Genomic DNA, 21999 nt, shown 5'->3' with positions numbered 1-21999 from the left:
GCGACCAAACCGACAACAAACGCCAGTAAAAATACACGGCAAATGTTTCACTACGCCGGTCTTCAGACACGCGCGCAGTAATAGTACTGCACGAATGTCTCAAAACAAGCAAAATGAGACCCTAACGCAGTACGCAATCTGCACTAATGTCCGAAAACAACCAAACAGAGACAATAACGCAGTAACTCATCTGCACCAGTGTCCCAAAATGGGCAAAATGAGACACTCGCGCAGAAAGCAAGTCATCGCGCGCTAAATCGCAGCGCTCAAGCAGTCGTCGCGCCAACGCGAGAAAAGTTGCACGCGCAATACGCAAGAAAATCAAAAGTGGGCCTAATGGGACTCGAACCCACGACCTTCTGCTCCGGAGGCAGACGCTCTATCCACTGAGCTACAGGCCCGCGACTCGAGAAAGTATACACGCCAGTGGGGATGCAAGGCGTGACGACCTGCTTGAGCGCAGCACAGCGCGCGCGAAAGCAACTCGGAGCGGAAACAAACGCCAGAGAAAAATCACGGCAAATGTGGTCAACTTAGGCAAAACCGACAACAAACGCTAGAGAAAATACACGGCAAATGTGGTCAGATTCGGCAGAAACGACAACAAACGCCAGAGAAAAAACACGGCAAATGTTGTCAACTTCGTCAAAAACAACCACAAACACGGGAAAAGTTGCGCACATTTGGAGCGCTAGTATCACGCACCGCCAAGGAAGGCGAAAGTACCGAAGTAAAGCGCCGACGCCACCGAAACCAGCGGCACAATCACACAAACAACCAAAATCCACCAATCGCGCGCATGCACACTGCTCACGCGAGCGTGCGAACGCGCCCCAACTCCCCCAAAACCGCGCGCTTCCATAGCCGTGGCGAGCGTCGTCGAACGCCGAATCGAAAGCACAAGCAGCGCAAACGACTGTGGGAAGAACGCCCTCACGCGATGCTCATCGCCAAGCCCGCGCGAACGCCTCGACGCCGTCAGCGCCGCCCAATCATCCTGCAGCACGCCAAAAAGCCTAATTCCCGCCAAACCGCCGTACACAAATCGGTCCGGCAAATGCATCACCTGGCTAAAAGCATCCGCCAAATCGGTTGCGTCCATGCCAATCACCATCACAATCGACGGAATACCAATCGCCAAAATCCTAAGCGAGGTTGCAACGGCCAGCATCGCCGATCGGTCCGTAGCATGCATAAGCCACCACTGGAACCAAGTATTTCCGCCACTTTTGCCGTATAGCAGCACGGTGAGCGCGGAAGTCGGCGCACCCACCCACACAGGCCACGAAAGGCGAATCACACGCCAAGGAGTAAGTTTGATGCACGCAAAAATCGCAAATTCCAGCACCAGCGCCACAGAAGCCGACACGCAATCAAGCGTAAAAATCAGCGGAATCGAAGCCGCGAACGCTCCAAAAATACGAAATACCGGATTCATCGACGCAATAAGCGGCGAACGGCTTGAAAGTTTCGGCTTTTCGCTGCGATTGTTGACGGCACTCACTTTGATTCGCGAAATGTCGGTTGCGCCGGTGGTGGCGGAAAGAGCTTCGGAAGATTCGGCAGATTCTGCGCTCACTGCACCTTCCGCACCTTCCGCAGCTTCAGCAGCTTCAGTTTTCGCATCCGGCACAAGCTCCACCAAGCGCGCGCCCAACGCCTCAACCAGCTCGCGGTCGTGAGTCACCACAATAATGCTCACGCCCTCGCCGCGCAAACTTGCAATCAAGCGAATAATTTGCAGCCAAGTTTTGCGATCCTGCCCGAAAGTCGGCTCGTCCAAAATCAGCACGCGCGGAGCCGCAGCAAGCGACGCCGCCACAGTCAATCGCCGCTTTTCGCCGCCCGAAAGCGTGTACGGATTCGCGTTCGCATAGCGCGCCAAACGGAATCGCTTCAGCAGCTCCTGAGCCTTCGCGCGCGCCTCATCCGCCGGAACTCCCGTGCGAAGCGGACCCAGCATAACCTCGTCCAGCACCGAACCGCACGCAAACTGATGCTCCGGATTTTGGAAAACATACGAAATTCGCTTCGCCAAATCCGGCGACTTCCACTTCATTGGATTCGCGCCGTTCGCGCCTTTAGCAAGAGCCTCGCTCGCCACAACCTCGCCGCTTACAGCCGGCAAAAGACCCGCCAAAGTTAGCGAAAGCGTTGATTTTCCAGTGCCGTTCGCGCCGACCAAAGCCGTAATCTGCCCGGCTCTAAACTCAAGATTGATGTGACGCGCAATCGGCTCGCTGCTGTGGCTGATTGCGAGATCCTTCGTAGAAAGCAGGACTTCTCCGTAGCCTTCTGACGGATTGCAGGTTTCGGAAGATTTACTTTCGGAAGATTTTACGTTTTTCTTGTAGCGCTCAGGAAGCCAAATACCCAGATCTTCAAAGTCCAAATCGGTGCGATTAAACACCTCGTCCGGCGTGCCATCCGCCACAATTACCGTGCGAGATGAAGCCGCGCGCGCAATATCGTCGTCGTGAACGGTTTCGCTGTGAACGGTTTCGCTGTTCGCATCTTTTCCGTTCGCATTTCCGTTCGCATCCTCATCATTCTCAAGCCCAAGCACCACCACGCGATCAATCATTTCAATCCACGGCTCAGCGTGATGCTCCACAAGCACCATCGTGGCGCGCGTAGAATCCAAAACCGCGCGAACAGCGCCCACAATCTGCTGCGTGCCGTCCGGATCCAAATTCGCGGTCGGCTCGTCCAAAAGCAGAACGCTCGGCTGCATAGCAAGCGCGCCAGCAAGCGCCAAACGCTGCATCTGACCGCCGCTTAGATGCGAAGTTGAACGATGCAACTGCAAGCCATCCAACCCAACTTTTTTAAGACTTTCGCGCACACGATCCCAAATCTCTTCGCGCGGAACGTTCATATTTTCCGGACCAAAAGCAACGTTATCGCCCAAACGCTGGAAAATCGCCTGCGCATCAGGATCCTGCAAAACAAGCCCAACCTTGCCTCGCGCGCGGCGAACAGGCACGCCGTCAACCAAAACACGACCCTCGCTCACACCACCATCGGCATCTTCGACGAGAGTGGTTTGCTGAGATTTCGCGCTATTTTTTGCGCTATCTGCGCTATTTTTCGCGCTATTTTTCGTCACAAAATCATTGCCAATAAGACCAGCCGCACCGCTTAAAATCGTGGATTTACCAATGCCTGACGCACCCAGCAGCAACACGCGCTCTCCGGCCTTAATCGTGAGGTCCAACCCGCGCACAGCAAAAGCGCGACGAGAAGCATGACGATAACCCCAATGCTCAAAACGAAGTTCAGCGTTATTAGCTTTATTAGCGCTATCACTTGCATTACTGATAGCGCTATTAGCGCTGCTGTCACTATTGCAATCGCTTGAAGCTGATGGAAGGAAAGTTTCAGATTCTTGCGATTTAACAGCATCAGGCATAGTAAATCCTTTATGGCAATGATAGATTTTTAATTTTTGCGAATACTTTATTCGTTACTTTTCGCGGATTTCGCGACCGGACGCAAACTGATCCAACGCGCCGGTCTTAGCGATTCCCACATACAAGAACCACATCAAAACACCTGCGATTACAATGCCGGAAACCACGGTGCTAACGAAGTATGGAAGACCGTACTTGCCGAATACGCTAACAGCCTGCAACTTATCGAGGAAGGTGTAAGCCCAGCAGCCGATGCCGGTCAAAGCGCCGGAAAGAACCATGGTGCTCAAATTCCACTTCTTGTAAGCGAAAATAATGAAAGCAATTTCAGCGAACAAGCCCTGGAAGACTGCAATACCGAAGGTTGCAGCGCCACCCCACTGATTGCCCATCAAAGCTTCGAGCACACCAGCGACGACTTCAGCGTAAATAGCAGCGCCTGGCTTGCGAACGATTACTGCTGCCAAAGGAGCAGCGAAGAGCCAAAGACCGTTAATAATACCTGCAAAACCTGGAAGAATGCTGTTTAGTGCAGTCCATGGAACCTCACTAAAAATGGCAACAATCCAGTAAATAAAAGCAGAAACAACGCCAATTACGGAAGCAACTGCGATGTCTGCAACACGCCACTGCATGTTAATCTGATAATTTTCTTCTGACATAAAAAATGTGCCTTTCTTATTTTGTGTTGCAATGCGTTACATTGTGCGCAATGCAATATTTTGCGTTACAACGAAACCTTGCAACAGCTCTCAGGCACGGGAAAAACAGACCTCCGTGCGCCGGTATTACCCGGATTCACGTTCAAGCGGTTTTCTCTCAGCTTTGGCGGCGCGAGTAACGCGTCGGCGCAAAGCACCCGTGTCGATTGACGATTGTACGGCAGCGCGTAGACGCACGCCACAACAAGATGTTAAAACATCAAAATTTACTTACCGCGCATCGCACGACGGCTTATGCGCTGCGGACGCGTCGGATCAATCCCCTTCGGAATTCCAAATCCGCTCTTGCTTTGCAACGTGCGCAAACGCTCGTTCAAAATCGCCAGCTCCGTCTTAGTAAGGAAGAATCGGCGGTTTGGATGAATCTTATTAAGCAGCGCAAACTTGTGATTCGAAGGCTGCAAAGTCTTGGCGCGCAACACTTTTCCGCGCAATTCCTTAAGCTTCACCTGGTTTTCGCCATTACCAACAGCCATACGGTATACAGGTATATTAGATCCCGCCGTAACGCTTCTAATAGCATGCTCCTGACGATCCATCGCGTGCATCAAGCGCTCGTAATTGCCCTCGCCAATAAGGAAGATTCCGTTAAAACCGGTGCCGCGCCAAATCGCGTCCTTCGTACGAGGATCCACCCACACCGGCTGCTGAGGGAAGGTAAATCCGCCCTTGTTAATAGCAGAAACAATTCCAGCCGCCGCCCCAGGGCGACCTTCCAACTTCGCGTAACCAACCTTATCCGCGCGCTTCGTAAGCACAACCGTAAACAGCAGCAAACCAACCATCACCGCCGTAACAATCATCATAATCCACGCAAAAATCGACCAGCGCAGCAGCAAACCAAGCACAATAGCCACAACTATTGGCGCCGCAAACGCCACAGACAGCCACAGCGGAAGCTGCTTATCGTCAGGATGCGTGTACTTATAAATGCGGATAATCTGCGAAAACATGCCCTGCATGCCCATCTTATTTCCGGATTTACTTCCGGATTTATTTCCAGACTGATTCGTGCTATGCGATTTGTCTTGTGCTTTACCTTGTGCCATGCGTCTACCCCATGATATTCGCGTTATTTTGAGTATTCAAAATAATAATAGTAGGTTGTGCAAATATTAGTAAATTTGCGATTACTATATTGCTTACTTTCGCTTACTTTCGCTAACTTTCGCTAACTATATTGCTTATTTTCGCTTAACGTCAGCTTAACTTCAGCTTGACTTCAGCTTACTTCGGCCAATTTCCGCGCTTTGGCGAACTTGGTTTCGGCAAACGCCAGCGACGCATCTGCATCGCGCGGCTCCAAGCATACATGCCAGAACGCGACTGCTTCGACACCGCAACATCGCCATAACGACGCACAAGCTCCTTACGCAACTTTCGCCACATAATAAACATGTCGATCACGGAAGCAAAAAGATACGTGTACAGCAGCACAGCGAGCGCAATGTACACAATCACAAACCGCGAAAGCGCAAACAGGCATACCATAATCACAATTGCAAACGGCACGAAAAACTCGCCGAGGCTAAAGCGCGCGTCCACGTAATCGCGAATATACACGCGCCACGGAAGCTGCTCAACCTTTGGCATATGCGCCAAATCACCCGTGCGCATTGCCTCGTACTGAATATTTTCGCGCTGCCTAATTCGAGCGCGAGCCTGCTTTGCGCTGGCCTTACGATCAGCTGGAACAAGAGGACGAAGATTTTGCGCTTGAGCCGCGTTGCGCTTAGGAGTTGGCGCGTTTTTTTCGCGGGATTTCACAGCTGCTTTTTCGGCTGATTTTTCGGCTGATTTTTGCTGAGCCGACTCACCGACTTTAGCTTCGTTAGCAGCGGTTTTCTTTGCAAATGGATTCCATGTCATGTTTGCAGATTACTCAACAGACTAGACGCATGAACGATGCGAAGAAACGAAATTACTCGGCCAATCGATCCAAAAGCAGCGCTTCGGTCACAATATTGCCGCGCAAACCAGAAAGCGAAATCGACTCGTTCGGGCTGTGTGCATTAGACTTAGGGTCTTCCGGACCAGTCACAAGCACTTGCGCCTTCGGGAAGATGCGCTGAAGCTCCGGAATAAACGGAATCGAACCGCCCTCGCCCTTGTTTACCGGCTCCACGCCGAAAGCGTCGCGCATGGAAGCGAGCGCATCCTTCGTTGCAACAGCATCCGGATCCATTGCCCAGCCCATGCCGTTATCAATCGGCTCTACAGTAACTTCCGCACCAAAAGGCGCGTGAGATACCAAAAAGTCGCACAAAGCTTTTTGCGCTTCTTCCGGACGCTGCGAAGGCGCGGTACGAAGCGAAAGACGCAGCTTAGTTTCGTGCGCAATCACATTAAAACTGCCCTCAACCGGGTGCGCGTCCATGCCGATTACCGTAAGGCTTGGCTTAGTCCACATGCGCGCAGCCAAAGAACCGGTGCCGGCAAGCTTATAAGAATCGACCACGGAAGCGTCGGCACGCACCTGCGCTTCATCCAAATCGCGCTGCAAACCGCCAACCGGCTCCTGTGCTTCAATTCCAGGCACAGCCAAGTCGCCATCCTTGTTATAAAGCGAAGCAACAAGCATGGAAGCGAGCGTGTAAGCGTCCAAAATTGGGCCGCCGAACTGGCCGGAATGCACTTGATGGCCGAGCACTTTAACTTTTACGTCTACGTCGGTATTTCCGCGCAAACTCGTTGTGAGGCTTGGGATTTCGGCGGACCAGTTGCCGGAGTCGGCCACGATGATTACGTCTGATTCGAATTCGGCTTTATGAGACTCGATGAAAGGAATGAAGCTTGGCGAGCCCATTTCTTCTTCGCCTTCGATGAAAACTTTAATATTTACGCGCAAATCGTCGCTTAGTGCGCGCAAAGCTCCGTAGTGGATTGCGATTCCGCCGCCGTCGTCGGCAGAGCCGCGGCCGTAGAGGCGACCGTCGCGCTCTGTGCCTTCAAATGGGTTTGTGTTCCACTCGGATGGGTCTGGAACAGGCTGCACATCGTGATGAGCGTAGAGCAAAACCGTTGGCGCGCTTGGGTTCACGATGCGCGAGCCCACAACTTCGAAAGCTCCAGGAGTGCCGTCCGGATTCGTGGACTGCTCGACGCGCGCGTCAATACCAACCTCACGCAATACCCCAGCCACGTATTGCGCGGACTTTTGCATATGCTCGCCGGCAATGCCCTTAGCAGACACAGCCGCAAGCGAAATCTTCTTATTCAACACGGAAACTACGTCATTCCAAACGTCTTGCACGCGAGCGCGCACGTCTTCAACAGCCAAACCTGCCATAAATCCTCCCAAATAAAAGTAGCAGAGCAGTAATTGATGCTTACAGAACTATATCTAAATTATACTTATAAACTATATTCGCAAACGTGAAAAAACGCTCGCGCTATAAGCGCTTAGATTAGTGGTCAGCCCTCTCAATGCGCGCGGCAACCCAATCGACAATATAAGGCGCGCACTGCTCAATCTGATCCATCGCAACCTCAAACTCGTGCGGACCTCCGTACCACGGATCTGCCAAATCGAGCAGCACCTCGCGACCCGGCTGCGGCTTCGGAAGCGACGGATCAAAGGTGCGATACATATGCACCAACTCGCGCTTTTGCGCAGGAATCAGCCGCAAAAGTGAGTGCATATGCGATGCCGTCATCGGCAAAAACAGGTTCGTTTCCGCAATCTCATCCGCATCAATTCGATGCGCAAAATGCGACGCCGGAAGGTGGTATCCGCGTTTAGTTAATTCCCTTTGCGCGCGTCGGTCAATCGGATTTCCGTATTCTTCGTCGCTAACTCCGCAAGATTGCACGGCAACGACGTCGCCCAATCCCCTCAACTGAAACTCGTTGCGCAACACGATTTCCGCCATTGGCGAGCGGCAAATATTTCCGGTGCAAACCGTCATAACAGTGTATGGGTGACGCGCATCTACCTTGATTTTGCTTGATTCTTCAGTCATGCTTCCTCGTTTATTTTGCTGTCTCGTTTATTTTGCAATTTCGCTTATTTTGCGATTTCGTTTACTGCACAGGCTCATATACCTTAAACCGGTATCGCGCAGGATTGCTTTCGCTTCCAACTTTAAGCGGTGCTTCCTCAAACTCGCCTTCGCGCGCAACACGCCATTTTCCTGCCTCAACTAGCTCATGAATATTCGGAGCAAACGTGTCCGCTGCAACTTTTGCTTCGATTTGCGTAACGTAGGCCGCGTCCGTGTGATAATTCGCGAGCATTTCGCGCAAAATCGCAGCGCCACCAATAACCCAGATTGCGGGGCCGTCTTTAGGCGAGTCTTGAGATACGTTTTCCTCATTTTCAAGATTTGCGTGATTTTCAAGCGCTTCCTTATTTTCCAGCCATTCTCGCGCGTAATCTAAAGCCGCGTCAATGCTAGTAAAAGTACGCGCTCCATCTGCCACAAAATCCGGATTATGAGTCACCACAATATTTTCGCGGCCAGGCAGCGGACGGAATTTCGGAGGCGTTGCATCCCACGTACCGCGGCCCATAATCACAGGGCAGCCGATTGTCATCGCCTTAAAATAGCGCAAATCCGGCGAAAGTCGCCACGGCATGCCTCCGTTCACGCCCATAGCTCCTGGCTTGCCGTCCAAACCGAAAGCCTCGCCCCAAATAAGTCGCACCGGGAAATTATTCAGCGCACTTACGCTACTTTCCATTTTCGCCCCCTAAAAACTAAATCAAGCAAAATCAAGCCAAATCAAGCCAAATCAAGCCGAATCAAGCTCAATCAAGCAAAATAATTCGCAATTATCACACCGCAACCGGCGCTTTAATCGTCGGATGATGCTGGTAATCAACAACCTTAAAATCGCTGTAATCGTAGTCAAAAATCGAATCCGCTTTACGAATTTCAAGCTGCGGATACGGGTATGGCTCGCGCGAAAGCTGCTCAAGCACCTGCTCAACGTGATTGTCGTAAATATGGCAATCGCCGCCCGTCCACACAAACTCGCCAGGCTCCAAACCTGCCTGCTGAGCCATCATCATCGTCAAAAGCGAGTAAGACGCAATGTTAAACGGCACGCCGAGGAACATGTCGCACGAGCGCTGGTAAAGCTGGCACGAAAGCTTGCCGTCGGCAACATAGAATTGGAAAAGCGAGTGGCAAGGTGGCAACGCCATATGCTCAACTTCCGCAGGATTCCAAGCGCTAACAATCATTCGGCGAGAATCCGGGTGATTTTTCATAAGATCCAGCACATTCGCGATTTGGTCAATTGTGCGATTTGGATTTTCCGCGGTAGGAGCAGGCCAACTCCTCCACTGAACGCCGTAAACCGGGCCTAAATCACCGTTTTCGTCCGCCCACTCGTCCCAAATATGAACGCCATTTTCTTGCAACCAGCGCACGTTGCTCGAGCCTTTAAGGAACCAAAGCAATTCGTACGCAAGTCCTTTGAAAAACACGGTTTTTGTGGTGATAAGCGGGAAGTATTTACTAATATCGAAGCGGATTTGCTGGCCAAAAAGTGAGATTGTGCCAGTGCCGGTGCGATCTGATTTTAAAGTGCCTTCCGTAAGGATTTTTCGCACTAAATCCTCGTAAGGAGTTGGGATGCTGGAAATCGGTTTTTGTGGGATGCGCGCGCGAATTGCGGCGAGTTCTTCTTCTGTTAAAGCCATGATTCAATGGTAACAATTGCACGGTAAGAATCGTGCTGTCGTGGCGGTAACAATCTAGCGTAAAATAGTTAGAACAAACAGTAGCAAAGGAGCAAAAATGTCTAGAAGATTATGGGTAGAACGCAACGAAGACGGCACTTGGGAAGCAAAAAGCGAGGACGGCACGAGCCTTAAGTTTGGCCGCGGCGAAGGCATGTTTAACCCTGTTGAGCTGATGCAGATTGCTTTGGCCGGTTGCACCGCCCTTAGCAGCCAGTATGCGGCTGAGCAGGCGGTTGGCGAGGGTGCTGGAGCGCGAGTCGTGGTAAACGGCACGTATGATGCGGAAGAAGGAGCGTACTTGCGTTTTCAAGAAGACGTTACGCTCGATACAACTTCGGCAAAACCTGCGCTGAGCGAGGAAGATGCGGCCGCGCTTAAAGAGCGCATGGAGCGTCATATTTCCAGGGGTTGCACGGTTAAACATACGCTCGAAAATGGGGCTAAAGTAAGCGTAAACGTTACAGTTCGCCGATAAAATAAGCCAAAAATCGCGAAAAATCACGCTAAAATCACCCTAAAATCACCCTAAAATTCACCACGTGTGGCACAATTGAATACACCAATTGAGTACGCGAATTGAGTACACAAGATACTTGCGCAATATTGACGCTACGCATGCATGTATGCAACCGGAGGAAACTTTGAAAATCGCTATTTTTACCGAAACGTATCCACCGTACATAAATGGCGTAGCAACACAGTCCTACATGCTCAAAAAAATGTATGAAGAGCTTGGTCACGAGGTGCTTGTGGTCACGGTCGGCTCCGAAAAACAGCGCAAAACCAAGCTTGAAGACGGCGTCGTCTATGTGCCTGGAATCTTGCTAAAAAAGCTTTACAAGTATCGCGTGGCGCTTCCGATTGGCCACATGCGAAAGCAGCTGCCGCTTAAATTCAAGCCGGATGTTATTCATATTCAAAACGAATTCGGAATTGGCGAAATCGGCTTGGAAGTTGCGAAAAAAGAGCATATTCCTGTTATTTACACACTTCACACAGAATACGATAAATTCCTGTTTTACATTGGTTTGAAGCATTTTACTGAGTTTTCGCGCAACCTTTCGGCGAAATATTTTATGCGATTCTCGAAAAATGCCACAATTATTACGAGTATGTCGGCTAAAGCGCAGGCTTATATTGACCGTCAGAAGGTAGATAAAAAAGTTGTTGTGCTCAACAATGCCGTGGAATACAAGCAGTTTTTGCCAACGCCTGAACGACTTGCCTTCCGCAAATCTTTCCGCGAAAAATACGGCGTTTCGGATTCGACTAAGCTTTTCGTTTTCGTAGGCAGAATTGGTGCAGAGAAAAATATTTCTGAGCTTATTGACAACTTTATGTATTGCGATTTTCCTCGCGAAAAAGCGCGATTATTTGTGATTGGCGGCGGCCCAGATTTAGAATCGTTGCGCGAGCGCGTAGCCTCTAACGGTTTTGACGACAGAATCTGCCTTCTCGGACCTATTTCGCACACGGAAATTCCAAAGTATTTGCACGCGATGGACTACTACACAACCGCCTCGCTTTCCGAAATGCACTCGCTTTCTATGCTCGAAGCAATGGCTTCCGGACTGTTTGCGCTTGTGAAGCACGATGTGCCGAACGAAAACCAGATTATTAGCGGCCAAAACGGGTATCAGTGGGATACTCGCGAAGATTTTAAGGCGGTTTTTAGCAAGGTTTTGAATATGAGCGAGGCTGAGCAGGCTCAGCTTAAGGCGAATGTGCTTGAGTATTCGAAGAATAACGATTTTAAGAGTCAAGCGCTTGAGCTGCTTAAAATTTATGAGCGCGCAATTGAGATGAATAAGAAAGATCTCGCCGAAAAGAAGGCGAAGCGAGATGCAAGGCGTGCGCGTTTTATGCTAAATAAGCACGCAAATACTGAGGCGGAGTCTAAAGAGTCGCAAGAGACGCAAGACTAGACGACCTGCGCGCTCCAAACACGAGATAAATACCTCACGTTTGGAGCGATACACAACCCAAAACCCTCCAAATGCGAGATAAATTACCCACATTTGGAGCGCAAAACCACGTCAAACCCTCCAAATACGAGACAAGTTACCCACATTTGGAGCGCAAAACCACGTCAAACCCTCCAAACACGAGACAAGTACCCCGCATTTGGAGCTATACACAACCCAAAACCCTCCAAATGCGAGATGATTCTCTCACGTTTGGAGCGCAAAACCACGTCAAACGCTCCAAATGCGAGATAAATTACCCACGTTTGGAGCGATACGCCACACCAAACCCTCCAAACACAAAAGTGCGCTCGCGCGGCAACGCGAACGCACTATAAGCAGATTGTTGCATTAACGCAGAGGATCAATCGTCTGCTCAATCTCCTTGGCCGCTTCTGCCCCAGCCTTTGGAACATCAACTTCATGCACGCCAGAAATATCGTCAATAGACGCATTCTCGCTTTGCTTTTGAGCAGCCGCAACCTGAGCCGCACTAAATTCCACATACTTTCTTGGAACAACGTACACAGGCCTCGAAGAATGCTGCAGCAAGCCCTGACTAATCGAACCAAGCAAAAGACCAGTAAAACCGCCGCGGCCTCGCGAGCCAACAACCACAAGATCATGATTCAAGCTAGCCTGAGTCAGCGCATCAACAGCAGAGCCAGGCACAACAGTTCGGTGAATCTTCAAATCCGGCAAACGTTGCAAAATCGGCTTCACGCGCTCCTCAAGATCTTCCATATAAGATCCCATAACTGCAGTGTCTCCCTCAGCGCCCTGCACGCTTGGAACTGCGGAAATAACATCCAGCTCCGCATTCCAGCTATCTGCCAAATTAGCAGCAATTTCCAACGCTTTAAGACCCCACTTAGATTCGTCCGAACCCACAGCCACGCGCGAAATCGTGTTATTTAAGTGTATTCGCTGACCATCGTCGTCTGTGTAAGGCACAACCACGATTGGGCAATACGCGTATGCCGGCAACGAAGAGCTAGTTGTTCCAAGCAAACGCTCCGCCAAGCCGCCTTTACCACGGTTACCGATCACAATAAGCTGATAATTGCGCGAAAGCTCCACGAAAACCGACGAAGGGTCGCCTGTAACAATCAGAGTAGTTGCGTCAACGCCCTGCTCAAGCGCCACAGCCTTAGCTTTTGAAAGAATTTCTTGCGCATCGTGATGAGCCGCGTTATCGTCACCAATCGCAGTATAAGTAGCATCAAACGAAACCGCCGCATAACTCGGCAAAGAATACGCGCAAACAATTTGCAACTGTAAGCCTGCATGTTTTGCGTAATTTGCAGCCCACCAAACTGCCTTATAACTCGCGTGAGAGCCATCAACTCCAACTAAAACAGCTTTTTCGGGAATCATCGCCAACCTCCTCATACGGGCACTTGTGGCAGCAGCGTCACTTGTGCGCAAACGTATTTACTATTGTAGCGTAATTTTAGATTGATTGCTCGCAAGTTTTGCGATATATAACTACAAGACTCGACGAATAGAATATCCACCAGGGAAAACGTAGCGGATTGGATCGTACTTAGTGCCGGCAAGCTGGGAATTAATTACCATTCCGTTACCAACATAAATAGAAGCATGCTGACCGTTGGCAATAATATCGCCCGGCTGTGCTTGATCAAGGCTTGGGATTGGAGTTCCAACAGTTGCCTGCGCGCCAGAAGTACGAGGCAAAGAAACACCAACAGCCGCAAAAACGTACTGCACGAAGCCGGAGCAATCCCAGCCAGCAGGAGTTGTACCGCCACTGCGATACGGAACCTTACCTAAGAATTGCGTAGCGAAATTAAGCAAAGCCTCAACAGACTTACCGTTTGGCGGCACAATATTAGCCTGCTGAACAGGCTGAGCGCCACCACGGTACTCAGAACGGCTTGCTGCAGCTTCATAAGCGTTTCGCGCGGCAGCAGCGGCAAGTTCGCTAGGAGTCTTAGTTTGAGGAACGTTTAAGCTTTCAATTCCACCCCAATGGGAGTTGGAATCTACATCAGTAGAGGTAGATTCAGTCAAAAGATCTCGACGCACACTCGACATCTTTGGGAATGAGCGCGTTGAAGTAACAGCCGCCTGCTCTGACGCATGCGAAGAATCTGCCATGGCAATTGGAGCCATAACAGCAAGCATTGAAGCCGCAGTGACTGCTGATGCAATAACTGAAAAAATCTTACTGTGATTTAACATACTTTTAGAAGTTTAACACTATGCTGTTACATGCGCGTTTGGCGCACAATTTCGCGCTTTTGATAAGCGATTGGTAATAAAGATAGATAATAAAGATAGATAATAAGCTAATCAACAGCTTAGTAATGCTTTAGTAGTGAATGAATTGATACTGAGAAAGCTGCTTTGCATCAAACTTACGAGAGAATGTTTTTCCGTGCAAAGAAGCGCCAGATTCCGAAGTTTCAATCGAACCGTCTGGATTAATCTTCTCAACAATTGCAACATGTCCGTAGAACGGATCCGAACCAGCCTGACCAGCGCGGAAAACCATAATATCTCCAACGTGGCGAGGAGTGCGATCAACCCAATATCCGAGTCCGCGCGCAGAATCAGCCCACATGTTTCCGTTGCCAAAATGCGAACCAACAGGCAAACCAAGCTGAGACCTACGCACATACACCCACCAAGTGCACTGGCTGAACTCATACGCGTTACCGGTATCACCAGTTGCATGATTTGGATTAAAGCCCTTTGGCAATACGTCAAAGTCTTTATCCATAAGCAAAGCGACTTTAGGATTATCTGCAGCAGAACGCGACATTTCCGCAATATTAAAGCCAGAATCTGCACCCAGCTTCCAAGAATCCGACTTAGAAGACATTACAGAAGCGGTTCCAGGATGCGAACTTGCAGCGCTTCTTGCAGTCGAAATACCCAAAAGGCCGGAAATTCCCGAAGAAGCATAAGCACCGGAATTATTAGTATTTGCATCATAATCAGCGCGTGCAGCATGTGCAGCATGAGCGGCATGAGCTGCATGTGAAGCATCACCGGAGTCTGAGCCACTAGCGTTTTCAATAGAGTCAACAGCGTTATTGATTGCATCCATAGAATCTGGCGAATCAAGCGAAGTGCGCTGGCTAGAGCGAGATACATTCAAAGCCGAAGAATCGTCAACGCTAGTTATGCCAGACTCAAGCTCTGCTGCGCGAGAATCAAAAGTATTAATTTTTGTAAGCGACATTGTTGCCGCAACAGCGCCAATCATAGCAATCATAGAAGTTGAAACAAGCAGGCGACGACGACGCTCATTAGCAAGCCTAGACAACCTGATTTCGCGACGGCTTTGCGGCATAATCTCTTGCAAACGCTCGGCAACAGCATCCGAAACCTCAACAACAGCACCATTGCTTGCTGAAAGTGCAGCTAAACGCTCACTATTGCGATTAGTTTGGTAAGAACGCGCGCCATGAAGGCCGTGAGCTCCGCGCGAAGTGCGAGGGCTATGCGAAGAAGTATACGAAGAATCATGCGAAGAAGTATGCTCACTGTGCGAACCATGCGCACCATGCTCACCATGCTGTGCTACAAAAAGCGAAAGCGGCGAATAGCTACGCCCCTTTGCCTTCGGAGCACCATGTGCAGCACGCTTCATACGAATCACTTTCTTACGTAAACTTTGCCTGTAAATGCTGTGAACATTGTGGATTTAGCGACACCCAACGCACGCCTTCCACCGACACACCTATTTAAGACTACAACGTGGCGCGGATGTAGGAAACACTTATTGGAATCTTGTGCGCAATCGCGTGCGTAATCACAAGCGTAATAGCGCACTTAATCGCGCTGCATAATTTTTTAGACTCGACTCAGTTGTATGGTTAGAGTATGAAATTAGCACCTATAGTTAATCCAGACGCCAGAAAGCCCGCGCCAAAGCCACTTCGCGTCGATTTACGCAAGGTTTTTTCTATAGGTACGATAGCGTGGATTATTGCAACAGTAGTTACGTTTATTATTGCGCTTCTGCATATTACTACTTGGTTTCCTGCGATAGTTTGCGCAAGCGGAATGATTATTGGCATTCTGCTTTTAATTTGGGAGCATTTTGACCGCTGGGATTATCGCCGGCTCGGAAAATAGCTTATATTCACTGGACTTAATTATTCGCAATCGGCACGGCAAAACTAACTGTAGTCCCCTGCCCCGGCCTGCTCCACAATGTAATATTTCCGTGATGCGTAAGTGCCACATGCTTAGCAATTGCAAGCCCCAAGCCAACGCCATCCTGACTTTTATTATTCTGATTTTGCGCACGGTAAAAACGCTCAAAAATGCGCGACTGATCTTCTAAATCAATACCAACGCCCCTATCAACCACGCGAATTACAGCGTAACGACCATCCGAAGAAGGCGCGGCAGATATTGAAACCGTAGCGTTTTCCGGCGAATACGTAATCGCGTTTTCAATCAACTTACGAATCGCGGCTTTAATCTGATCGCCGTCACCGCGCACGCGCAAAGAAGAATCGGCCTTTATCTTAAGCAAAACGCCGCAATTTTGGGCAAAAGAGTCAGTCTGATTTTTAACCGACTCAAGTAAATCTGCAACCGACAGCAATTTAGACGCATTTACGTCAATAGGATTTTGCGCGCGAACAAGCCACAGTAAATCTTCAAGCATGTGCTCTAGTTTTGTGGAAGATTTATTTGCGATTTTCGCTATTTCCTTAACTTTTTGCGTAGAAACGTTATCTTCCTGCAAAACTTTAGTAAGTTGAGTTAAGCTGCGCGTGGAATTTATTAGCTGATCAGAAACGTTTGCAATAAAGTCGTCTCGAGTTTGCGCAAAACGGTGAGCCGCACTCGTGTCCTCAATAATCAACACAACCATACCGCCGCCAACGCTACCTACCGTAATATTTAGCCAGTTTGGGCGCGAAATCGTAGTAGATTCTTCGGAATTATCCGCAATTTTATAACGCTCTGGAGTTGAAGTAACCAAAGAAAGACGCTCAAATCCACCGGAAGCACGAACGGAATTAACCGCTTGAAGCACGCGCGGCTGGCAGAGCGAATCGTCAATAACAACGCCCAGCAAATAAGCTTCGGAACTTGCGCGAATAACGTCATTTTCGGAGTCGATTACAACAGTCGGCATGTTCAGCATTGCCAAAACTTGAGACGCGTCCGAACTTAGGTCGTCTAAATCGGCAAGATTTTCGGATTCGCGGCCTGAGTTGAGATTTGAGTTGAGATTTGAATCTAAATCGGAATCGAAAGAATCGTAAGAATCGTAAGCAGTATTAGAAGTTAAGCCGCGCGCAATATTAAATCTTTTAAACGCGCGCACCAAAAAACGCCACAACGGCGAAAACCAATCCAGCGCAAAAACGCATAACGCAAGCACAACGCAAAGCGAGAGCACGCCAAACGCAATAAACACTACGGCTGAAGAATCAGGCATACTATTATAATCTCATATTTTGCGCACTTTGGTAACTTCCGCAAATAAAAAGCGGCATAGACTACTCGCAGCTGAGCAGTTTCGGCCGGAATAAGACAATAAAGCGGCATAAACTTTACGGCGCTGTAAAGTTTTGGTCGCTTCGTTACTAGCGTCGTCTATAATTAGAAATTATGCACGCATAAAGCTTATTGCAACAACGAAAGGATGCACCATGCGAGTGATTTTCAACGAAGAAATGAAGGCCGTATCTGCAAACCTCGAACGCATGGCGGAACTTGTGTCGAAAGCTATGAACGACGCGGGAAGCGCGCTTGTGAACGCGGATTTGGAATCTGCGCAAACAGTTATTGACAAAGACGCGGATTTAGACGCTTTGGAAGCCAGCACTATTGATCAGTGCCTAACTTTGCTCGCGCGCCAAAACCCGGTTGCAACGGACTTGCGCGAAGTTGTGGCTACTATGCGTTTGGCAGCAACTTTCGAGCGCATGGGCGATTTAACTAGTCATATTGCGCAAATCACTAGGCGAACTTGGCCAGAGTCCGCTATTCCTCAAGAAGCGCGCGAAACAATTGTTGCGATGATTGACTTCCTGCATGAGCTTTCAGGGCGATTAACTACCATGGTTGCTAATCGCGACGTAAAAATGGCGGAAACCATTATTGCTGGAGATGACGCGCTAGACAAGCTGCATGAGGAGATTTTTGCGCTTGTTGAGGGTGAAAATTGGCACGGCACGCGCAGGCAGCTGATTGACGTTGTGCTGCTGAGCCGCTTTATTGAGCGCATTGGCGACCACAGCGTTGCTGTTGCAAGGCAGATTGTGTTTATTGTTTCGGGATTTGATCCAACAAAGAAGCCTGAGCCAGATAAAGACACTGTGATTGCGTAGTGCTTGTGGTTGCGTAGCGCTGATATTTTAGAGCGTTGAGTGACATATATTAAGCAGCGTATAAGCGGCACATAAACAGTGCATATTTGTTATGCAAGATTAATATTTATACAATGCAATACCACTATATTTAGTAGCAGCCCCAATCCCCCATATCTAAAAACTAAATTATTATTCATTCAATACTCATTAGGGGGGGGGCGTATAAAAATTCCTAGAATATTGCGGATACGCTCAATCGTAAACAAAAAGAAACGGGTGAATTTGCAATACGCAACAAATTCACCCGATAGAGAAATTAGAAAGAAGATATTTATAAGCATACGATGCTATTTAATATTACGCAAGTACTTTTATAATATTTTCTTAAATTTTCTTTTTAATTTTTCGCTAAGTATTAGCTAAGCTCGACTTAAGATCAACTTAAGATCAACTTAAGATCACTTCTGGCCCTGAGCAGCCACAGCGGCAGCGCCGGCAGCAGCAGCTTCTGGATCCAAATACTCACCGCGAGGCTTGATTGGCTTGAAGTTTTCATCCAATTCGTAAAGCAGAGGAATAGCGGTTGGAATATTCACCTTGGAAATCTCTTCCTCACTCAAACCGTCGAGCATCTTAACGATTGCGCGCAAGCTGTTGCCGTGAGCTGCAATCATTACAGTCTTGCCGGACTTAAGCTCTGGAATAATATCCGACTCCCAGTAAGGAGTTACGCGAGTTACAACGTTTGCCAAAGCCTCAGTTTCTGGAACTGGATCGCCTGCGTAACGAGGATCGTTCGTCTGAGAATACTCGTCGTTTGGATCGATCTCAGGAGGTGGAGTTGCGTAAGAACGACGCCAAATCATGAACTTTTCATCGCCATATTCCTGACGAATCTCAGACTTGTTCTTGCCTTGCAAAGCGCCATAGTGACGCTCGTTCAAACGCCAGCTGCGGCGAACTGGAATCCAAAGGCGGTCGGCTGCATCAAGCGCGTAATTCGCGGTGTTGATAGCGCGACGAAGCAAAGAAGTGAACACGATGTCTGGAAGAACGTTCTTCTCTTTAAGAAGCTCGCCACCATGCTTAGCTTCCTCAACACCCTGCTCAGTCAGCGGTACATCAACCCAACCAGTGAACTGATTGGTTTTATTCCATGCGCTCTGACCATGTCGGAGCAATACTAATTTGTATGTCATAATTGCCTAGTTTATTCACGCCTTACGACGACAGACCTAGCTCGCGCAAATTTGGAGCGATACACCACAACAAACACTCCAAACGCGGGAAAATTATCTCACGTTTGGAGCGATACACCACACCAAACCCTCCAAACGCGGGAAAATTATCTCACGTTTGGAGCGACAAGCCACACCAAACACTCCAAACGCCGGAAAATTATCTCACTTTTGGAGCGACAAGCCACACCAAACCCTCCAAACGCGAGACGATGCTCTCATGTTTGGAGCACTACGCAACAACCTCATCGCATACAAAAAAGCCGCCGAATGCTAAACAACATACAACGGCTTTATATCCCTTAAAATTTACCAACTAGCGAAGTGGCTTCACAAGTGGGAACGTAATCGTCTCGCGAATGGTTGCGCCCGTAAGAGCAATCAGCAAGCGATCAATACCCATACCCATGCCGCCAGCAGGAGGCATGCCTACGCCGAGAGCCTCAATGAAGTCCTCGTCAATATCCATAGCCTCAACATCGCCAGCCAAAGCATCCTTAGCCTGAGCCACAAAACGCTCGCGCTGCACAACAGGATCGTTAAGCTCGGAATAGCCGGTTGCAAGCTCAAAGCCGCGCACGTACAAATCCCACTTTTCAACCATTCCAGGCTTCGTACGGTGACCCTTAACAAGCGGGCTGGTCTCAACCGGGAAGTCGCGCACAAACGTTGGCTCGTAAAGCTTATCCTCGTAGAAGTGCTCCCACAAGTGCTCAACCAACTTGCCGTGATTCTCCACGTCGTCGCGCTCAACGCCAAGCTTGTCTGCAATCGCACCCAAATGCTCAACGGAAGTTTCCGGCGTAATCTCCTCACCCAAGGCCTCGCTAAGCGAGCCGTACATTGTAATCTGCTTCCACTCGCCGCCAAAATCGTACTCTTCACCATTAAGCAAAGTCACCTTGGTAGAGCCGAAAGCGTCGATAGCAGCCTTCTGAATCAGCTCCTTAGTAAGAGCGCCAATCGTATCGTAAGTGCCGTAAGCTTGGTAGGCTTCGAGCATTGTAAACTCTGGGGCGTGAGTTGCGTCCACGCCTTCGTTTCTAAAGTCGCGGTTGATTTCAAACACGCGGTCGATTCCACCAACCAAGCAGCGCTTCAAGAAAAGCTCCGGAGCAATACGCAAATAAAGATCAATGTCAAAAGCGTTCATGTGAGTTGTGAACGGACGAGCAGCAGCGCCGCCGTGAACCGTCTGCAACATTGGGGTTTCGACTTCCAAGAAGTCGTGGCTGTCGAAAGTGCGACGAAGAGAAGCCACAGCGTGAGAACGCCTGCGAACCATATCGCGAATCTTCTCGTCCGCAATCATGCCAATATAAGGCTTTCGCGTACGAGTATCGTCGCTTAATTCCTTGTGCAAAGCTGGAAGCGGCTGCAAAGCCTTAGCTGCAATCGCCCACTCGGTTGCAAAAACGGAAAGCTCGCCGGTCTTAGAAGAAATCACGCGACCGCGCACGTACAAATGGTCGCCCAAATCCACCATCTGCTTAAAGCTTTTAATGGATTCTTCGCCAATTTCCTTCTTGGAAACCATGGCCTGAATCGTAGTGCCGTCGCCAGCAGAAAGCTTAACGAAGCACAAGCCGCCAGCGTTACGCAAGAAAAGCACGCGACCTGCAATACCAACCTCGGTATCGGTTTCTTCGCCGGCTTCAAGTTTGCCGTCGAACTGCTTACGAACCTGCTCGATAGTATCCGTAACGTTAAGATGCACCGGGTAAGGCTGCACGCCTTCCTTAAGAAGCATCGCGCGCTTAGCAACGCGCATCTGTACCTGCTCCGGGTGCGCAAGCGGACCAAACTCTTTATTGCTTGGGTCGATTGCTTCGTCCAGAGTTGCGCCTTCGTTTACGCGCTTAGCGATTGCCTCGTCCTGCGCGAGTAACATTTCGGCATGTTCAACAGTGTCGATTTCGTTGGTAGTAGCTGTTGCTTCGTTTTCTGCGGCATTTTGCGCGGCAGATTCTGCGGCGTTTTGCGCGGCAGACATTGCAGTATTGGTGTCAGTCATAAACGCTTATTGTAGCCAGTAGGTAATACAGATGTAAGCGTTTTGAGTAGGTTTTATTGCGCTATTAGCTTGATTCAGGCGACCATTTTTGCAGAAAACGCGCGTTTTTGTGGAAATATTTATATTTTTCTGTTTTCGAAAGAAAAATGCTTTTTTAGTAAAAATTTTTATTATTTTATTAAGATATACAAAATTATTTACGAAAAGTAGGATAATTTTGCAAATATTGCGGAGTGCTCGCTGAGTGCGCAGGGTGATTGAAGTCGCAAAATGGTACAAGCGAATTTTTTATAAAAATTTTTCAAGATTTTTCGAAAATTTGAGAGAGATGCTTGGAAGCGACACACATTGCTGATTTGTAGAAAGTTTACGCTAGTATAACCAAGTTGTCGAAGTGTTACGAAACGTGCGCGAAGCGCGAAGTGCGTGACGTACAAAAATACGAAAGCGCGCAACGTAAGTAATCGCAAAGCTGTTTCTTGATCAGCACAATCGACATCGGGCTGTAGCGCAGTTTGGTAGCGCGCTTCGTTCGGGACGAAGAGGCCGCGGGTTCAAATCCCGCCAGCCCGACTTTTGATCTTTGAAACATTTGCCGGAAAATTCCCGGCGTTTGTAGCTGCGTTAGCTGGTTTATGAAACATT

The 21999-nt window shown here is 49.2% G+C and carries 18 protein-coding genes, 2 tRNA genes and 1 riboswitch; of the genes, 5 read left to right on the top strand and 15 right to left on the bottom strand.

The window, feature by feature from the left end; all coding sequences use genetic code 11:
• Nucleotides 1–328 precede the first annotated feature (328 nt).
• The 9 genes from ACLD5M_RS03430 to ACLD5M_RS03390 form a co-directional block, all read right to left on the bottom strand.
• Nucleotides 329–401 (bottom strand) — tRNA-Arg (locus ACLD5M_RS03430).
• Nucleotides 402–697: 296 nt separating this feature from the next.
• The gene (locus ACLD5M_RS03425) at nucleotides 698–3412 is read right to left on the bottom strand and encodes an ATP-binding cassette domain-containing protein (protein WP_410314616.1); all 2715 of its coding nucleotides are present in this window, start codon (nucleotides 3410–3412) and stop codon (nucleotides 698–700) included.
• A 54-nt stretch (nucleotides 3413–3466) separates the two neighbouring features.
• Nucleotides 3467–4075, bottom strand: a complete 609-nt coding sequence (locus ACLD5M_RS03420) for an ECF transporter S component (RefSeq protein ID WP_004134507.1) — start codon at nucleotides 4073–4075, stop codon at nucleotides 3467–3469.
• A gap of 94 nt (nucleotides 4076–4169) precedes the next feature.
• Nucleotides 4170–4286, bottom strand: a riboswitch (TPP riboswitch).
• Nucleotides 4287–4341: 55 nt separating this feature from the next.
• Nucleotides 4342–5184, bottom strand: a complete 843-nt coding sequence (locus ACLD5M_RS03415; protein ID WP_373276884.1) for a DUF4191 domain-containing protein — start codon at nucleotides 5182–5184, stop codon at nucleotides 4342–4344.
• Between the two features lie 178 nt (nucleotides 5185–5362).
• On the bottom strand, nucleotides 5363–6004 hold the full coding sequence (locus ACLD5M_RS03410; protein ID WP_410314615.1) for a DUF3043 domain-containing protein: 642 nt from the start codon (nucleotides 6002–6004) through the stop codon (nucleotides 5363–5365).
• A gap of 52 nt (nucleotides 6005–6056) precedes the next feature.
• Nucleotides 6057–7424, bottom strand: coding sequence for a dipeptidase (locus ACLD5M_RS03405; protein ID WP_410314614.1), 1368 nt, complete (start codon nucleotides 7422–7424; stop codon nucleotides 6057–6059).
• A 118-nt stretch (nucleotides 7425–7542) separates the two neighbouring features.
• On the bottom strand, nucleotides 7543–8097 hold the full coding sequence (locus ACLD5M_RS03400; protein ID WP_410314613.1) for a low molecular weight protein-tyrosine-phosphatase: 555 nt from the start codon (nucleotides 8095–8097) through the stop codon (nucleotides 7543–7545).
• Between the two features lie 61 nt (nucleotides 8098–8158).
• The gene (locus tag ACLD5M_RS03395; protein WP_410314612.1) at nucleotides 8159–8818 is read right to left on the bottom strand and encodes a dihydrofolate reductase; all 660 of its coding nucleotides are present in this window, start codon (nucleotides 8816–8818) and stop codon (nucleotides 8159–8161) included.
• 94 nt (nucleotides 8819–8912) lie between these two features.
• Nucleotides 8913–9785 carry a thymidylate synthase gene (locus ACLD5M_RS03390; RefSeq protein ID WP_116793839.1) on the bottom strand — a complete coding sequence of 291 codons (873 nt, stop codon included), beginning with the start codon at nucleotides 9783–9785 and terminating at the stop codon, nucleotides 8913–8915.
• Between the two features lie 97 nt (nucleotides 9786–9882).
• Here ACLD5M_RS03390 and ACLD5M_RS03385 point away from each other — a divergent pair, with 97 nt between their 5' ends.
• Both ACLD5M_RS03385 and ACLD5M_RS03380 read left to right on the top strand, forming a co-directional pair.
• Nucleotides 9883–10302: an OsmC family protein gene (locus ACLD5M_RS03385; RefSeq protein ID WP_410314611.1), complete on the top strand. Its 420-nt coding sequence runs from the start codon at nucleotides 9883–9885 to the stop codon at nucleotides 10300–10302.
• A gap of 148 nt (nucleotides 10303–10450) precedes the next feature.
• Complete coding sequence (locus ACLD5M_RS03380) at nucleotides 10451–11752, top strand: glycosyltransferase (RefSeq protein ID WP_410314610.1); 1302 nt, start codon at nucleotides 10451–10453, stop codon at nucleotides 11750–11752.
• A gap of 390 nt (nucleotides 11753–12142) precedes the next feature.
• On the opposite strand, the gene ACLD5M_RS03375 is transcribed toward ACLD5M_RS03380, so the two are convergent.
• The 3 genes from ACLD5M_RS03375 to ACLD5M_RS03365 all read right to left on the bottom strand — a co-directional run bounded on the left by ACLD5M_RS03375 (nucleotide 12143) and on the right by ACLD5M_RS03365 (nucleotide 15413).
• Entirely contained in the window at nucleotides 12143–13168 is a 1026-nt protein-coding gene (locus ACLD5M_RS03375; protein ID WP_004137025.1) for a universal stress protein, read from the bottom strand.
• Nucleotides 13169–13279: 111 nt separating this feature from the next.
• Nucleotides 13280–13996: a C40 family peptidase gene (locus ACLD5M_RS03370; protein ID WP_004137023.1), complete on the bottom strand. Its 717-nt coding sequence runs from the start codon at nucleotides 13994–13996 to the stop codon at nucleotides 13280–13282.
• A gap of 130 nt (nucleotides 13997–14126) precedes the next feature.
• Nucleotides 14127–15413 (bottom strand): CHAP domain-containing protein, encoded by a 1287-nt coding sequence (locus tag ACLD5M_RS03365; RefSeq protein WP_410314609.1) that lies wholly within the window; start codon nucleotides 15411–15413, stop codon nucleotides 14127–14129.
• Between the two features lie 233 nt (nucleotides 15414–15646).
• On the opposite strand from ACLD5M_RS03365, the gene ACLD5M_RS03360 reads away from it, so the two are divergent.
• Nucleotides 15647–15901, top strand: coding sequence for a DUF2530 domain-containing protein (locus ACLD5M_RS03360; protein ID WP_102694917.1), 255 nt, complete (start codon nucleotides 15647–15649; stop codon nucleotides 15899–15901).
• Nucleotides 15902–15917: 16 nt separating this feature from the next.
• Here the strand turns inward: ACLD5M_RS03360 and ACLD5M_RS03355 are convergent, their stop codons facing one another.
• Nucleotides 15918–17225: a sensor histidine kinase gene (locus ACLD5M_RS03355; protein WP_308581823.1), complete on the bottom strand. Its 1308-nt coding sequence runs from the start codon at nucleotides 17223–17225 to the stop codon at nucleotides 15918–15920.
• A gap of 214 nt (nucleotides 17226–17439) precedes the next feature.
• On the opposite strand from ACLD5M_RS03355, the gene phoU reads away from it, so the two are divergent.
• Entirely contained in the window at nucleotides 17440–18120 is a 681-nt protein-coding gene (gene phoU, locus ACLD5M_RS03350) for a phosphate signaling complex protein PhoU (RefSeq protein ID WP_004134481.1), read from the top strand.
• 440 nt (nucleotides 18121–18560) lie between these two features.
• Here the strand turns inward: phoU and ACLD5M_RS03345 are convergent, their stop codons facing one another.
• Together ACLD5M_RS03345 and lysS are read right to left on the bottom strand one after the other, a co-directional pair.
• Nucleotides 18561–19301, bottom strand: a complete 741-nt coding sequence (locus ACLD5M_RS03345) for a phosphoglyceromutase (protein WP_004128801.1) — start codon at nucleotides 19299–19301, stop codon at nucleotides 18561–18563.
• Between the two features lie 355 nt (nucleotides 19302–19656).
• Entirely contained in the window at nucleotides 19657–21354 is a 1698-nt protein-coding gene (lysS, locus tag ACLD5M_RS03340) for a lysine--tRNA ligase (protein ID WP_410314608.1), read from the bottom strand.
• Nucleotides 21355–21853: 499 nt separating this feature from the next.
• Here lysS and ACLD5M_RS03335 point away from each other — a divergent pair.
• Nucleotides 21854–21927 (top strand) — tRNA-Pro (locus ACLD5M_RS03335).
• The last annotated feature ends 72 nt before the right edge of the window (nucleotides 21928–21999 follow it).

This window comes from Gardnerella sp. Marseille-Q9185, assembly GCF_046508745.1.
Lineage (GTDB): Bacteria > Actinomycetota > Actinomycetes > Actinomycetales > Bifidobacteriaceae > Bifidobacterium > Bifidobacterium greenwoodii.
The sequence above is the reverse complement of the archived record's forward strand: the minus strand, read 5'-3'. Positions and strand labels throughout refer to the sequence as shown.